This is a genomic window from Providencia sp. 2.29 (genome assembly GCF_015832305.1).
Classification (GTDB): domain Bacteria; phylum Pseudomonadota; class Gammaproteobacteria; order Enterobacterales; family Enterobacteriaceae; genus Providencia; species Providencia stuartii.
The window spans coordinates 420,070-435,442 of the sequence record NZ_CP065420.1 but is presented as its reverse complement, the minus strand read 5'-3'; the positions used below and the strand labels follow the sequence as shown (position 1 = coordinate 435,442).

Below are 15,373 nucleotides of genomic sequence, written 5' to 3'. Positions count from 1 at the left end.
TGGTGAACTTCTGCGTTGGGCAGTGCTCGCAATGCTCACGTACTCCTGTACGCTGCGCTTGCTGCGCGCTGTCCGCCTTGAATTTCACCCTGCTCGCTCATGCCACTCGTTTGAATGACCGAAAATTTCAGGTTTGAAATTTTGAGAGACTCTCACATTGTTTAAGCAATAAACAATGTGCGTTGTTTCAATTTTCAGCTTGTTCCAGATTGTTAAAGAGCATAATTATTCGCAATAGACTAAAACTAATCTATTCTGAATAATTCAAAAATATTATGGTGGAGCTAAGCGGGATCGAACCGCTGACCTCCTGCGTGCAAGGCAGGCGCTCTCCCAGCTGAGCTATAGCCCCATAACAGGTTTAACAGTATCATCGCCGTCTTTAATCGGTGTGATTAAAAACGAAATCGAATTAAGGCAAGGCGTAGCTTAGCGACGTTTACACTAGGTAAACGAGCTGAGATACAACGTAGCATTCATTCGATTTTGGTAGGCCTGAGTGGACTTGAACCACCGACCTCACCCTTATCAGGGGTGCGCTCTAACCACCTGAGCTACAAGCCTATTGATACCGTTGACTCTTTCATCAGACAATCTGTGTGAACACTTCACAAAACACTTCAACGGTAAGGAGGTGATCCAACCGCAGGTTCCCCTACGGTTACCTTGTTACGACTTCACCCCAGTCATGGATCACAAAGTGGTAAGCGCCCTCCCGAAGGTTAAGCTACCTACTTCTTTTGCAACCCACTCCCATGGTGTGACGGGCGGTGTGTACAAGGCCCGGGAACGTATTCACCGTAGCATTCTGATCTACGATTACTAGCGATTCCGACTTCATGGAGTCGAGTTGCAGACTCCAATCCGGACTACGACGTACTTTATGAGTTCCGCTTGCTCTCGCGAGGTCGCTTCTCTTTGTATACGCCATTGTAGCACGTGTGTAGCCCTACTCGTAAGGGCCATGATGACTTGACGTCATCCCCACCTTCCTCCGGTTTATCACCGGCAGTCTCCTTTGAGTTCCCGACCGAATCGCTGGCAACAAAGGATAAGGGTTGCGCTCGTTGCGGGACTTAACCCAACATTTCACAACACGAGCTGACGACAGCCATGCAGCACCTGTCTCAGAGTTCCCGAAGGCACTTAAGCATCTCTGCTAAATTCTCTGGATGTCAAGAGTAGGTAAGGTTCTTCGCGTTGCATCGAATTAAACCACATGCTCCACCGCTTGTGCGGGCCCCCGTCAATTCATTTGAGTTTTAACCTTGCGGCCGTACTCCCCAGGCGGTCGATTTAACGCGTTAGCTCCGGAAGCCACTCCTCTAGGGAACAACCTCCAAATCGACATCGTTTACAGCGTGGACTACCAGGGTATCTAATCCTGTTTGCTCCCCACGCTTTCGCACCTGAGCGTCAGTCTTTGTCCAGGGGGCCGCCTTCGCCACCGGTATTCCTCCACATCTCTACGCATTTCACCGCTACACATGGAATTCTACCCCCCTCTACAAGACTCTAGCTAACCAGTCTTAGATGCCATTCCCAGGTTAAGCCCGGGGATTTCACATCTAACTTAATTAACCGCCTGCGTGCGCTTTACGCCCAGTAATTCCGATTAACGCTTGCACCCTCCGTATTACCGCGGCTGCTGGCACGGAGTTAGCCGGTGCTTCTTCTGTCGGTAACGTCAATCGTTGATGGTATTAACATCAACGCCTTCCTCCCGACTGAAAGTACTTTACAACCCTAGGGCCTTCTTCATACACGCGGCATGGCTGCATCAGGCTTGCGCCCATTGTGCAATATTCCCCACTGCTGCCTCCCGTAGGAGTCTGGGCCGTGTCTCAGTCCCAGTGTGGCTGATCATCCTCTCAGACCAGCTAGGGATCGTCGCCTAGGTAAGCCATTACCTTACCTACTAGCTAATCCCATATGGGTTCATCCGACAGCGCAAGGCCCGAAGGTCCCCTGCTTTGCTCCTAAGAGATTATGCGGTATTAGCCACCGTTTCCAGTAGTTATCCCCCTCTATCGGGCAGATCCCCATACATTACTCACCCGTCCGCCGCTCGTCAGCGAGAAGCAAGCTTCCCCTGTTACCGCTCGACTTGCATGTGTTAGGCCTGCCGCCAGCGTTCAATCTGAGCCATGATCAAACTCTTCAATTAAAAGCGTTTGATGCTCAAAGAATTAAACTGACTACATTCTTTCATATATGAATTAACGTGTTAGTCACTCTTCAAGACTTTAAAATCAAATATTTTTTTGATAGTGTCCTGTGAGTGCCCACACAGATTGTCTGATAAATTGTTAAAGAGCGTTGCGACTTTATCTTTCGATATTAACCAGTTAGGTCGTTGTCGCGAGGTGATGTATACTACGTTTTTTCGTGAGAAAGTCAAGCGATTATTTTCAACTTTTTCTTTCTTTTTTCACCTCTCGTTGCCACTGGTTTCTTTTCTAACCTGACCACCGAAGCGGTTTGTCGTGACAACGGATGCGCATTATAGGGAGTCAGAAAATTCTAGCAACCCCTTTTTATCACTTTTTTATTCGATTGCTGCATTCCACAGCAAAACGCACCTTTATACAGATTTACCCACAAAGTTATCCACAACCATAAAAATAATTAAAATATAACGCGCATTACGCAAACGATTGCGTTACAATTAGCATGAAAATTCATCGTTGATTTTATTTTTATGTTCTGAAATTGTTAGTGGCTTATCTCTATCTATTGATATTTTGATGTGATTAAACAGTTACAGCAGAAATAGGTATATATAAGAAGCGTCGTTTTTACGCTTTAAACTAACTCTTACGGTTTTATTGCTTTCTTATCCAAGGGATCTATCTCATGCAACAGCTTCGTCCTATTCGTCGTGCCCTGCTCAGTGTTTCTGATAAAACAGGTGTTGTTGAATTCGCTAAAGCGCTTTCACAACGAGGTGTTGAACTGCTCTCTACAGGTGGAACCGCAAAACTACTTGCCGAGTCAGGGTTAAAAGTCACCGAAGTTTCAGACTATACAGGGTTCCCTGAAATGATGGATGGTCGTGTTAAAACACTTCACCCAAAAGTTCATGGTGGCATTTTAGGTCGTCGTGGCATTGATGATGCCATTATGCAGCAACATAATATCGAACCGATTGATATGGTTGTTGTCAATCTGTACCCCTTTGCACAAACCGTCGCTAAGCCTAACTGTACCCTAGAAGATGCTGTTGAAAATATTGATATCGGCGGCCCCACAATGGTGCGCTCAGCCGCTAAAAACCATAAAGATGTCGCGATTGTTGTGAACAGCAATGATTATGAAAAAATCATTGAAGAATTGGATAACCACGATAACTCTTTAAATTGGTCTACTCGTTTTGACCTTGCTATTAAAGCGTTCGAACATACTGCCGCTTATGACAGTATGATAGCCAACTACTTTGGCGAATTAGTCACCCCTTATTATGGCGATACAACGCAACCATCGGGACGTTTCCCTCGTACGTTGAATTTAAACTTTATCAAAAAACAAGACATGCGTTACGGTGAAAATAGTCACCAAGATGCCGCTTTTTATATAGAAGAGAACCCTAAAGAGGCATCAATCGCCACGGCGACACAGCTGCAAGGTAAGGCTCTCTCTTATAACAATATTGCTGATACGGACGCCGCTTTAGAATGTGTTAAATCTTTCGAAGAGCCAGCCTGCGTTATCGTCAAACATGCCAACCCTTGCGGTGTTGCTATTGGTAATAATATTCATGCAGCTTACGATCGCGCGTTTAAAACGGATCCAACGTCTGCTTTTGGTGGCATCATTGCCTTTAACCGTCAGCTTGATAAGGCAACAGCAGAAGCGATTATTGAGCGCCAATTTGTAGAAGTTATTATTGCACCAACGGTTGCCGATGATGCTCTTTCAGTATTAGCGACCAAGCAAAATGTGCGTGTTCTTACATGTGGTGAGTGGGATAAACCTGTTGCAGGATTAGATTTTAAACGTGTTAACGGTGGTTTATTGGTCCAAGACCGTGACCTCGGTATGGTTGAACCTGACGAGCTACGTGTTGTGACTAAACGCCAACCCACTGAGCGTGAATTTAAAGATGCTCTATTCTGTTGGAAAGTCGCTAAATTCGTTAAGTCGAACGCGATTGTTTATGCCAAAAATGATATGACTATTGGCATTGGTGCAGGGCAAATGAGCCGAGTGTATTCTGCGAAAATTGCAGGTATTAAAGCCGCAGATGAAGGCTTAGAAGTTGCAGGTTGTGCAATGGCCTCCGACGCATTCTTCCCGTTCCGTGACGGTATTGATGCAGCGGCAGCCGTTGGTGTGACCTGTGTGATCCAGCCAGGTGGTTCAATCCGCGATAGCGAAGTGATTGAAGCGGCTAACGAGCACGGCATCGCCATGATTTTCACTAATATGCGCCATTTCCGCCATTAATCATGTGGAGTTAAGTATGAATATTTTAATTATTGGTGGCGGTGGTCGTGAACACGCCCTAGCATGGAAAGCCGCACAATCACCACTTGCTGACAAAGTTTATGTGGCTCCGGGTAATGCTGGAACTGCATTAGAGCCTAATCTTGAAAACGTGGCTATCTCAGCAACGGATATCGATGAATTATTAAAATTTGCGAAAGAGCAACAAATCGGCCTAACGATTGTTGGCCCAGAAGCACCACTGGTCATTGGGGTCGTTGATGCGTTCCAAAAAGCAGGGCTAACCATTTTCGGTCCGACTCAAGGCGCCGCACAGCTCGAAGGTTCGAAAGCTTTTACGAAAGACTTTTTAGCTCGTCACAAAATACCGACAGCCGCTTACCAAAATTTTACTGAAATCGAACCTGCTTTGGCGTATCTGGATAACGTCGGCGCACCGATTGTTATTAAGGCTGATGGTCTTGCCGCAGGTAAAGGTGTCATTGTCGCGATGACGCTGGCTGAAGCTAAAGATGCTGTGCACGATATGCTTGCTGGTAACGCATTTGGTGATGCAGGTCACCGTATCGTGATTGAAGAGTTCTTAGACGGTGAAGAAGCAAGTTTTATTGTGATGGTGGACGGCGAAAATGTCATTCCAATGGCAACTAGCCAAGACCATAAACGTGTTGGTGATGGTGATACAGGTCTTAACACGGGCGGCATGGGCGCATATTCACCGGCGCCCGTTGTGACAAATGAAATTCACCAGCGTGTCATGGAACAAATCATCTATCCAACAGTAAAAGGTATGGATGCCGAGGGGCATCGTTATCAAGGTTTCCTCTATGCGGGTCTAATGATTGATAAGGCTGGTAACCCTAAAGTTATCGAATTTAACTGCCGTTTTGGCGATCCTGAAACTCAACCTATCATGATGCGTTTACAATCTGATTTAGTCGAGTTGTGTCTTGCAGGGGCAAAAGGTGAGCTAGCAGGTAAAGATTCCTTATGGGATGAACGCCCTGCTCTCGGTGTGGTAATTGCTGCCGGAGGTTATCCAGGTGATTACCGCCAAGGTGATGTGATCCACGGTTTGCCGACCGAAGAAATGGCGGATAGCAAAGTATTTCATGCTGGCACTAAAATGAAAGATGATAAGGTCATCACTGCCGGAGGCCGTGTTCTTTGTGTCACAGCACTCGGTAATGATATCGCCCAAGCTCAACAAAAAGCCTATCAAGCCGCTGAAAATATTCATTGGGATGGCAGTTTTTACCGTAAAGATATTGGTTATCGTGCCGTCGCACGCCTGAAATAGCGAGCACAGAAGCTAAACTCACTAAGCTGATAAACAGCCGCTTTATCAGCTTTTTTATTTCTAACAGGCGAAAGCGCTGAGTATTTCGTAGCCTAACTAGGCGACAAAGTAATTTATCCTCGGGGGTATACACAAATATGTGACTGAGGTGAGTTGCTGAAGCCAACAACGTTAGGATGCGAAAGACGACGAGCGGTGAGATTACAATGAATCTTTACTAGGCTGCCAGCGGCAAAAATCGGTATCCGCAACCATCAAAAGTTGATTCCCTTCAGGGGATTCTAACCAAGCAATATTCAGCTGTTTATGCCAAACTTTTGTTCGGCTTTCTAACCAATTTTGTGCATAAGGTTCAAATTCGACTTTTTTGACATCACCGCCACAAGTGACGACTTGGTTTTGTGACCAACGGCCTTGGTATAGTTTCACACCACCGACTACCAAAGCAGTATTAATATCTAAAATACGTTTTGCTTCAAAACGCCAACGGATAATGTCATCGGAAGAAAGTGCGGTTTTGCGATCTTTTTCGACTCGTTGCATAAAGATCACATCATCGTTTTTGTTAAAACGGAGTTGTTCCATCATTTCTTGCTCACCCGCATTTAAGATTTGGCTACGAATTTGCCAAAGCTGGCCTGCTCGGTACTCGAAGAAATTAACGGAAGTATCAGTGCCTTTGTAAGGGCTGTAAACAACCATAAGCACTTGAGGGTCATTTTTTGCGTCATTAAGACGCCACATACGGATTACACCATCATCCGCAATAAATCCACTCGCACTAAACTCGGGAAAGTTGTTACGAGAAGAACAGGCGCTGAGCATTGAGATGGCTCCCAATACCAGCAACCCTTTCCGAATGAACAAAAGGGGTCGTTGACTACCCCCCCTGATAATTCTAGTTTGCAACTTAATTATTTTACCGCTTCTTTCAGTGCTTTACCGGCAGAGAAAGCAGGAACATTAGTTGCTGGGATAGTGATCTCTTCGCGAGTTTGCGGGTTACGACCGGTACGCTCTGCACGGTGGCTGACTTTGAAAGTACCGAAACCGACCAGTTGTACTTGCTCGCCTTTTTTCAGCGTTTCTGAAATAGCATTCAGAGTTGATTCTAATGCTGCTTTAGCCTGTACTTTTGTCAGGTCTGCTGATTCTGCGATAGCATCAACTAATTCAGTCTTGTTCATAAATTATCCTTACACAGTGTGTTTATCGTTTGCAAAGCATCGAGTGCGTCGGATATGCCAAATTGACAGCCCCTGATACACGCCCCCGATAGCCACTTCTCTTCTTGCCCCTAAATGTAGACCAGTCTAGGGGCAAATGTGAAGTCTTAGTCATCAGCATTACTGCGCTAAGTCACGTTTTCATCAATGAAACGCTAAAAACTAGCCTACAGTAATACCAATATTGCTAACCCCCGCTTCACGGAGGTCAGATTTTAATCCTTTAATTAACTCTAAGTCTCGCTCTTCACAGGCAGCCAGTAAACGGAAAATTTCCCACTGGATATCCCACTCTTCCTCAATTGAGGATAATTCTTTCAGCTCTTCCTCTGACATTTCCCTACCAGCTTGGGTCATTTCCAGCATCGCAACAGTACGAATCGATGTTTCGCTAACCGCAATAGCATGGCTCAGTGTTTCGCCACTTAATTTTGCATGAACCACTTCACCTAAAGCGATACAAGCATCAATGGCTGGATAAACACCGTAGAAATCAAAATCATCTGCTGACGGTATAATTTCTTCTAATTTTTCGAGCTGATTGTCGAAATTAATTTTACTGTCTTTAACGACCAGCGTTTCCCATACCAAATCAAGTATAGACCGATAAACCTTTGCGTCAGTAAATTCACTTTGCTGACAAAACATTTGGTAGTTGGGGTACATTCGTTCGCACAGGCATGCCATAAAAGTAACATGTTGCCAGCTTTCTAGTTTTTCCAACCTCAAATGGATGGGATTTCTTAACATAATTTCAGACTCATCAATCTCAATACATCGCAGTTTACCTGAAAATCTGCCAATACCACATATTTTGCTGATAATTAGCCGGATTTCTCTTTCATTCGCTCAAAAAACGACCTATTAGAGGCTATTCCATCAGCAAGTCGCGTTGGCTCAGGTAGCCGATACCCCTTTAAACAGCGTTCAACCCACTCACGAGAAGCACTGACACTCATCTTATGACCCGGTGAAATAAACAAAGGATTGCATCTTTTTTTACTTCTCAGTACCCAACCAAGCTGATTTTCGCCATGCCGTAATGGTTGAAAACTTCCCGGGGCTTCATTCACTGCTTCATAGTCACCGTACAATCGACTTTTTGCGACTCCAATGGTTGGCACATCAGCCTGTAAGCCAAAGTGACACGCAACACCGAAACGACGAGGATGGGCGATCCCTTGACCATCAACTAACACTAATTCAGGTTTATGATGCAATTGTTGCCAAGCTGCCATCAATCCAGGCACTTCACGAAAAGAGAGCAAACCCGGAATATAAGGTAATTGTGTGGGTACTCGCGCAATCTGATACTCAACCAATTGCAAATCAGGCCATGACAGAACGGCGATCACCGCACGAGTGACAGTACCTTGCTGCTCAAAGCCCACATCAGCACCACCGATAAAAATCGGCTGTATATTATTTTCATTCAATACAATAAGCTGTGCTTTATCTGCTTGCTCTTGTCGCAACAATCGAGTGTCTATGGCCATGATGTGCTCAATACTTATTATGATTAACGATTAATGATAGAAGATAACAGCGTACTTACAAGGATCTGTGAGTACGCTATCAAAAAACCGATCAGTTATTGATGGTATTGGCGGGAAAAACGGTGGACGGCATCAACAAAAGCACCTGCATGCTCAGGGGGAACATCTTGATGGATACCATGACCTAAATTAAAGACATGTCCATTACCTTGCCCGAAGCCTGCCAAAATATTTTGTACTTCTTCTTCAATGCGCGGTATCGGAGCATAAAGCATTGATGGATCCATATTTCCCTGTAGTGCCACTTTGTCACCGACTCGACGACGGGCATCCGCAATTTCAGTGGTCCAATCAAGACCTAGAGCATCACAACCTGTTGCAGCCATCTCCTCTAGCCATTGCCCACCGCCTTTTGTAAATAGGGTCACAGGCACACGGCGGCCTTCATTTTCACGTATTAGGCCATCAATGATCTTATGCATGTAATGAAGAGAGAATTGTAAATAATCACGTTTAGTTAGCACGCCACCCCATGTATCAAAAATCATGATGGATTGAGCCCCTGCCCGAATTTGCGCATTTAAATATAAAATCACGCTATCAGCGAGTTTATCCAGTAATAAGTGGAGCGCATTCGGGTCTTCATACATCATTTTTTTAATTTTTGTGAACGCTTTACTGCTGCCACCTTCGACCATGTAAGTGGCTAATGTCCACGGACTCCCCGAAAAACCGATAAGAGGTACATCCCCCTTTAGCGCTTTACGGATTGCTCTTACCGCATCCATAACATAGCCCAGTTCCATTTCCGGATCAGGTACTGGTATGTTTTTTATATCATTTAGGCAAGTGATTGGCTTTTTGAAACGAGGCCCTTCACCCGTCTCAAAATAGAGGCCTAGCCCCATAGCATCAGGGATGGTTAAGATATCAGAAAATAGGATTGCGGCGTCTAATGGAAAACGACGTAACGGTTGAAGTGTCACTTCACACGCTAACTCGGTGTTTTTACACAGAGAAATAAAATCACCAGCCTGTGCACGCGTTGCTTTGTACTCCGGTAGGTAACGCCCTGCTTGACGCATCATCCATACAGGGGTGGTATCTACAGGCTGACGTAGCAAAGCACGTAGATAGCGGTCATTTTTCAACTCAGTCATTATTTACTCCATTATAGTCAGTGGCCGCCGCAAATGGCTAAGGGCCGCTATTGTAGCATGTTACACACAACAATATCAGCGCCTAAGCAATTCGCACGTTTAGGCGTCCTCTTGGCGACATAAAGCCACCGTATCTTCAATTAATCGCCTTGCGATTGTGTCACTCGGAGGAATTTTAGGTAATTCATTGTAGTGATACCACGCGGCACTCACGAGTTCATTCGGGTCAACCTTAATTTCGCCACTGTCATAGTCAGCCAGAAACCCCATCATTAATGAGTGAGGGAAAGGCCAAGGCTGAGAAGACACATAACGAATATTACGTATTGTGATCCCGCTTTCTTCCATGACTTCTCGTGCTACCGCTTCTTCCAGTGTCTCACCCACTTCAACAAAACCCGCAAGTACGGTAAAGAGAGGGTTTTGAGTATGGCGGCGGTGCTGTGCTAGCAATATATGGTCACCACGACGGATGCCAACAATAATGCAAGGCGCAATTTGTGGGTAATAGCGTTCATGGCAATGGTCACAAAGACAAGCCCACTCAGTCGTACTATGACGCATTGCGGTGCCGCAATAACCGCAGTAACGATGGGAACGATAAAACTCCGCTAACTGTACTCCACGCCCAGCTAAACGAAATAATCCCTCATCTTGTGATGCTAATAAGCGCGGTGAAGCCATATCTGTTGGCATTTTTTCAGCAATTAGCCAAACAACCTCACCTTGCCATTCACCAATCGGTGTTGCTATCTTCCCAGACAGTGACCAATCTTTTGCACTCCCCCTAGGAGCATCTCCTTGTGGTAACCATAAGCGCCCAGCAAAGCAAACAAACCACCAACCTTTCTCTGTTCCAGTTAATGTCACTTTTGTCATTTTTTACATCTTTTATTGGTATAAAAGGATTTCATCTTTTTCTATAAAGATACGCTTTTTTCACAAAATGTAATCTAGTCGTTGTACTTAATCATTTTTAGTTAGTGTTTTTGACACTTTTTAGACAGTTTTTTCCCTAAAACATCGAAAAAGTGTCACAAAACCGTCAACTCACTGTCACCTTGGAAAATTAGCATACTAACTAACCAATATAACTCCTCTATACAGTGAGAGATAAAATGAAAACGATTGTACCCGCAGTTTTACTTTCATTAACCGCGTCAAGTGCTGCTTTAGCAGCCGATAACGATTTAACCGCCTTGATTGAAGCCGCTAAAAAAGAAGGTCAAGTATACAGTGTTGGAATGCCAGATACTTGGGCTAACTGGAAAGGAACTTGGCAAGATCTCGAAAAAACCTATGGATTAAAGCACCAAGATACGGATATGAGTTCAGCGCAAGAGATTGCTAAGTTTGCCGCTGAAAAAAATAATGCTACCGCAGATATTGGCGATGTCGGCGCCTCCTTTGGCCCTGTTGCCGTACAGAAAGGCGTTACCCAACCTTATAAACCAACCACATGGTCACAAATCCCTGATTGGGCAAAAGATAAAGAAGGCCATTGGGCACTGGCTTATACGGGCACCATTGCTTTCATGATCAATAATGAGTTAGTTAAAGATGCACCAAAAAGCTGGGATGATTTGCTAAAAGGTAAATATAAAGTCACTGTTGGTGATGTTGGTATCGCAGCTCAAGCTAACAATGCAGTATTAGCAGCGGCCTATGCGCGCGGTGGTGATGAAAATAACTTACAGCCCGCTATTGCGTTTTTTGCTGAACTTGCCAAGCAAAAACGTCTTTCCGTGAATGATCCAACCGTTGCAAATATTGAAAAAGGCGAAGTTGCCGTCGGTATTCTTTGGGATTTCAATGCGCTGAATTATCGTGATCAGATCAATCGTGAGCGCTTTACCGTTGTCATTCCTTCTGATGGTTCAGTTATCTCAGGCTATACCACTATCATTAATAAATATGCCAAAAATCCAAATGCCGCGAAGTTAGCACGTGAATTTATTTTTAGCGATCAGGGGCAAATTAACCTAGCTGAAGGCTACGCCCGCCCAATTCGTGCTGAATACCTCACCCTCCCCGAAGAGATTAAAGCCAAATTGTTACCGGATGAGCAGTACAAAAATGTTCGCCCAATTAACGATGCGGATGGCTGGGAAAAGTCGTCTCGCAAACTCCCCAAAATGTGGCAACAGCAAGTGTTAATCCACCAGCAGTAATGTCACTTAGGAAGAAAATATCTCATGTCTGATAAAGTGATCCTTGTTGTTCTCGATGGCTTGAGTTACCCAGTAGCCCATGATTGTATGGGCTACCTCAATGGACTGATCGAAGCTGATCGAGCAACGCTCTATAAAGTGGAGTGTGAGCTACCCTCTATGTCACGCCCTTTATACGAATGTATTTTGGCGGGAGTTTCCCCTGTCGATAGCGGTATCGTTAACAATGACGTCGTGCGTCTCTCCCACTTCGATAGTATTTTTTCTTTAGCCAAGAATGCGGGTAAAACAACGGCAGCCGCGGCTTATTATTGGGTCAGCGAGCTATATAACCGAGCACCTTTTGTTGCGACTCGAGACCGTTTTACCAATGATAAGCAACTCGCTATCCAGCATGGTTGTTTTTACCAAGCAGACCATTATCCAGACAGCCACCTATTTATGGATGCGGAATACCTACGCACTCAATACTCGCCTGATTTTTTACTGATCCATCCGATGAATATTGATGATACAGGCCATAAGTTTGGGTTTGATTCCTCACAATATCGTAACGCGGCGCGTCAAGCCGACACTATTTTGTCAAATTACTTACCTCAATGGATTGAGCAAGGCTATCAAATTATTGTCACGAGTGATCATGGCATGAACAGTGATCATAGCCATGGCGGTATATTACCTGAAGAGCGCACTGTTCCTCTGTTTGTTATTGGCGAGCAATTTTCACATCAAGAACAGTGTATGGTGAAGCAAACTGCGATTTGTGGCACGGTTTGCGCCTTACTCGGAATTGAATATGGCGATAAAACAGTCTGTCACACATTATTGGTAGGAGATAATTAATGGCCGACGTTAGCGTACCTTGTGAACAAGCAAACCACCAACAAGGGAAAGCCGCAATGTTAAAGAAACACTTATCACGTTTTCATTGGGGATCAGCCTTATTAACACTGCCATTTATTACATTGTTTTGCTTGTTTCAAATCGCCCCTATGATTTGGGTATTTATCAATAGCTTTATTTATGAAGAAGCTTGGTCAGTCGACAACTACCTTGATATTTTCACCAACGATTTTTATCTGCAAGCCTTTGAGAACACCCTCTGGTTATCGATTGTCTGTAGTGTCATCGGGCTATTCATTTCTGCATTAACGGCATTTTCCATCTATAAAATGCAAGGCAGAGTACGCAGTATGATGATTTCCTTCACCACAATGGCGAGTAACTTTAGCGGTGTTCCCCTTGCCTTTGCTTTTATCATCATACTTGGGGTCAATGGCGCAATTACCCTGCAATTGAAATCTTGGGGAATTATTGAGGATTTCGATATTTATAGCGCAAGTGGGTTAATGCTGCTGTATATCTACTTTCAAATTCCTCTGGGTATTTTATTGCTTTATCCTGCCTTTGATGCGTTGAAACCGGAGTGGGAAGATGCGGCTAAAACCATGGGAGCCAGTAAATTATCTTATTGGCGCAACGTTGCTATCCCCGTACTCGCTCCCGCATTACTTGGTACTTTTATTATTTTAGTTGCTAATGCCGTTGGGGCTTACGCGAGCACTTACGCCCTGATGAGTGGCAATTACAATCTAGTGACCATCCGTATTGCCAGCTTAGTCTCCGGCGACCTTTATTTAGAGCCTAATTTAGCAGCAGCATTATCCGTTTTACTAATTGCTATTCTTGGATTTATCACTGCCATCCATCATTGGCTATTAAAACGGAGTTATCATGCCAAGTCATAATCTTACCGCCAAGCCAAATGGCTCTTCCGGCCTTTGGCTACATAAATTCATTCTTATTAGCGTTGTTTTGTTATTAGCTCTACCTATTGTTGCCACTTTTATTTATTCAATTTCTACACAATGGGGAGCGACCGTTTTACCGGATGCCTTATCGATAAAATGGTATTTACAGTTATGGCAAGACCCTCGATTTCTGTATGCTTTTGGGCGGTCGCTGCTCATCTGTTTTAGTACTTTGTTGGTTAGCACACTAATCATTTTACCAATGGCATTTGCCGTGTTTTACCGCTTCCCGAAATTAAAGGGGCTGATGGATTTACTGATCATCCTGCCTTTTGCTATTCCCCCTGTGGTGTCATCGGTGGGTCTATTACAAATATTTGCTGATGAGCCATTTATGCTGGTTGGTACGCCATGGATATTAATTGGTACTTATTTCACTATCACCCTACCTTTCATGTACCGTGCACTCGCTAATAGCTTCCAAGGCATTAATTTACATGACTTAATGGATGCCGCGCATTTACTCGGAGCAAGTACCTTTAAGGCTTTCTTATTAATAGTATTACCGAATATTCGCAAAGGATTACTAGTCTCATTACTGATCTCATTTTCATTTTTGATGGGTGAGTTTGTGTTTGCCAACATTTTGGTGGGAACACGTTATGAAACATTGCAAATCTACTTATTTAATATGCGTCAAACCAGCGGTCACTTTACCTCTGCGTTGGTGATGTCTTATTTCTTATTTACCTTGTTACTCACATGGCTCGCCACGCGGATGAGCCGTTCGGGAGATGAATAATGAGTTATGTTATTGCTGAAAATTTGAGTAAATCATTTGGTCAAAATCAGGTGTTCTCTAATATTCAATTCACAATAGAAAAAGGCGAATTTATTACCCTGTTAGGGCCTAGCGGCTGTGGAAAATCGACCTTATTGCGTTGTATTGCCGGACTCGAACAACCTGATAATGGTGACCTGTATATCAATCGCCAAAACATCACGCACCAAGCAGCCCAGCAGCGAGGCGTTGGCATGGTCTTTCAAAGTTATGCGTTATTCCCGAATATGACAGTTGAAGACAATATCGCCTTCGGCCTAAAAATGCGTAAAGTCAACAGCACTGAGCGCAATAAAGCGGTTGCAGACGTTATTGAAATGGTTGAGTTGCAAGGTAAAGAGCAGCAATTTCCTCACCAGCTTTCGGGTGGACAGCGGCAACGTGTCGCCCTTGCTCGTGCATTGGTGATGAAGCCCCAAATATTGCTATTGGATGAGCCACTTTCGGCATTAGATGCGCGTATTCGTAAACATCTGCGCCAACAGATCCGTCATATCCAACGTGAGTTAAAATTGACGACCATTTTTGTTACTCATGATCAAGATGAAGCCATGATCATGTCTGATCGCATCTTTTTAATGAATAAAGGGGCGATTATCCAGAACGATACAGCTGAGAATATCTACACGCAACCAGCCAATGAGTTTGTGGCGCGTTTTATGGGCAATTACAACCTTGTGGAGGCTGACAAAGCCAATGCGCTACTCGGGCTTAATTTGCAAGGTACGCTCGCTATTCGCCCAGAATCCATCTATGTTAAAGAAGCAGGGCGACATTACGGTGAGCATATTTCACAGCCCGTCGATGCGATTATTTTAGATCATCAACTGTTAGGTAATATTATTCGTTATTCCGTCAATACCGCGGCAGGCAATATGACGGTTGATTTGTTAAATCGCTCATCTGAAAGACTATTTGAACCCGGTACACGCCTTGAGTTAATGTTTAATAAGAACGAAATTCGCGCACTACGTTAGCAAAC

Annotated in this window: 13 protein-coding genes, 2 tRNA genes and 1 rRNA gene; 7 read left to right on the top strand and 9 right to left on the bottom strand. The window is 44.3% G+C overall.

All coding sequences use genetic code 11. The annotated features are described in order from the left end of the window. Positions 1-276: 276 nt before the first annotated feature. The 3 genes from I3B46_RS01885 to I3B46_RS01875 all read right to left on the bottom strand — a co-directional run bounded on the left by I3B46_RS01885 (position 277) and on the right by I3B46_RS01875 (position 2,167). Positions 277-352, bottom strand: a tRNA-Ala gene (locus I3B46_RS01885). 135 nt (positions 353-487) lie between these two features. Further along, a tRNA-Ile gene (locus I3B46_RS01880) sits at positions 488-564 on the bottom strand. 63 nt (positions 565-627) lie between these two features. Then, positions 628-2,167, bottom strand: a 16S ribosomal RNA gene (locus I3B46_RS01875). A 689-nt stretch (positions 2,168-2,856) separates the two neighbouring features. Between I3B46_RS01875 and purH the strand changes: the two genes are divergently transcribed. Together purH and purD are read left to right on the top strand one after the other, a co-directional pair. Then, the gene (gene purH / locus I3B46_RS01870; RefSeq protein ID WP_036942111.1) at positions 2,857-4,446 is read left to right on the top strand and encodes a bifunctional phosphoribosylaminoimidazolecarboxamide formyltransferase/IMP cyclohydrolase; all 1,590 of its coding nucleotides are present in this window, start codon (positions 2,857-2,859) and stop codon (positions 4,444-4,446) included. Positions 4,447-4,462: 16 nt separating this feature from the next. Next, positions 4,463-5,746, top strand: coding sequence for a phosphoribosylamine--glycine ligase (gene purD, locus I3B46_RS01865; RefSeq protein WP_104873044.1), 1,284 nt, complete (start codon positions 4,463-4,465; stop codon positions 5,744-5,746). 201 nt (positions 5,747-5,947) lie between these two features. Here the strand turns inward: purD and I3B46_RS01860 are convergent, their stop codons facing one another. From I3B46_RS01860 to nudC, 6 genes are all read right to left on the bottom strand, one after another. After that, positions 5,948-6,571, bottom strand: a complete 624-nt coding sequence (locus I3B46_RS01860) for a DUF1481 domain-containing protein (RefSeq protein WP_014656945.1) — start codon at positions 6,569-6,571, stop codon at positions 5,948-5,950. Positions 6,572-6,660: 89 nt separating this feature from the next. Further along, on the bottom strand, positions 6,661-6,933 hold the full coding sequence (locus I3B46_RS01855) for an HU family DNA-binding protein (RefSeq protein ID WP_004924821.1): 273 nt from the start codon (positions 6,931-6,933) through the stop codon (positions 6,661-6,663). A gap of 201 nt (positions 6,934-7,134) precedes the next feature. Beyond that, a complete protein-coding gene (locus I3B46_RS01850) occupies positions 7,135-7,722 on the bottom strand; it encodes a YjaG family protein (RefSeq protein ID WP_004924819.1) in 588 nt (195 codons plus the stop codon). Between the two features lie 74 nt (positions 7,723-7,796). Continuing rightward, a complete protein-coding gene (gene nfi / locus I3B46_RS01845) occupies positions 7,797-8,468 on the bottom strand; it encodes a deoxyribonuclease V (protein WP_076914839.1) in 672 nt (223 codons plus the stop codon). Positions 8,469-8,563: 95 nt separating this feature from the next. Further along, complete coding sequence (gene hemE, locus I3B46_RS01840; RefSeq protein WP_036942124.1) at positions 8,564-9,628, bottom strand: uroporphyrinogen decarboxylase; 1,065 nt, start codon at positions 9,626-9,628, stop codon at positions 8,564-8,566. A gap of 99 nt (positions 9,629-9,727) precedes the next feature. Continuing rightward, positions 9,728-10,507, bottom strand: coding sequence for an NAD(+) diphosphatase (nudC, locus tag I3B46_RS01835; protein WP_004924813.1), 780 nt, complete (start codon positions 10,505-10,507; stop codon positions 9,728-9,730). Between the two features lie 239 nt (positions 10,508-10,746). Here nudC and I3B46_RS01830 point away from each other — a divergent pair, with 239 nt between their 5' ends. Genes I3B46_RS01830 through I3B46_RS01810 form a run of 5 tightly spaced genes read left to right on the top strand, consistent with a single transcriptional unit; the run spans position 10,747 to position 15,368 of the window. After that, positions 10,747-11,799 (top strand): ABC transporter substrate-binding protein, encoded by a 1,053-nt coding sequence (locus I3B46_RS01830; protein WP_061064635.1) that lies wholly within the window; start codon positions 10,747-10,749, stop codon positions 11,797-11,799. 24 nt (positions 11,800-11,823) lie between these two features. Further along, the gene (locus I3B46_RS01825; protein WP_104873045.1) at positions 11,824-12,642 is read left to right on the top strand and encodes an alkaline phosphatase family protein; all 819 of its coding nucleotides are present in this window, start codon (positions 11,824-11,826) and stop codon (positions 12,640-12,642) included. Next, the gene (locus I3B46_RS01820; protein ID WP_004924805.1) at positions 12,642-13,547 is read left to right on the top strand and encodes an ABC transporter permease; all 906 of its coding nucleotides are present in this window, start codon (positions 12,642-12,644) and stop codon (positions 13,545-13,547) included. The genes I3B46_RS01825 and I3B46_RS01820 overlap by 1 nt, the downstream gene beginning before the upstream one ends. Continuing rightward, entirely contained in the window at positions 13,534-14,352 is an 819-nt protein-coding gene (locus tag I3B46_RS01815) for an ABC transporter permease (protein ID WP_036942133.1), read from the top strand. The genes I3B46_RS01820 and I3B46_RS01815 overlap by 14 nt, the downstream gene beginning before the upstream one ends. Beyond that, the gene (locus I3B46_RS01810; protein ID WP_004924798.1) at positions 14,352-15,368 is read left to right on the top strand and encodes an ABC transporter ATP-binding protein; all 1,017 of its coding nucleotides are present in this window, start codon (positions 14,352-14,354) and stop codon (positions 15,366-15,368) included. Before I3B46_RS01815 ends, I3B46_RS01810 begins: the two co-directional genes overlap by 1 nt. Positions 15,369-15,373 lie beyond the last annotated feature (5 nt).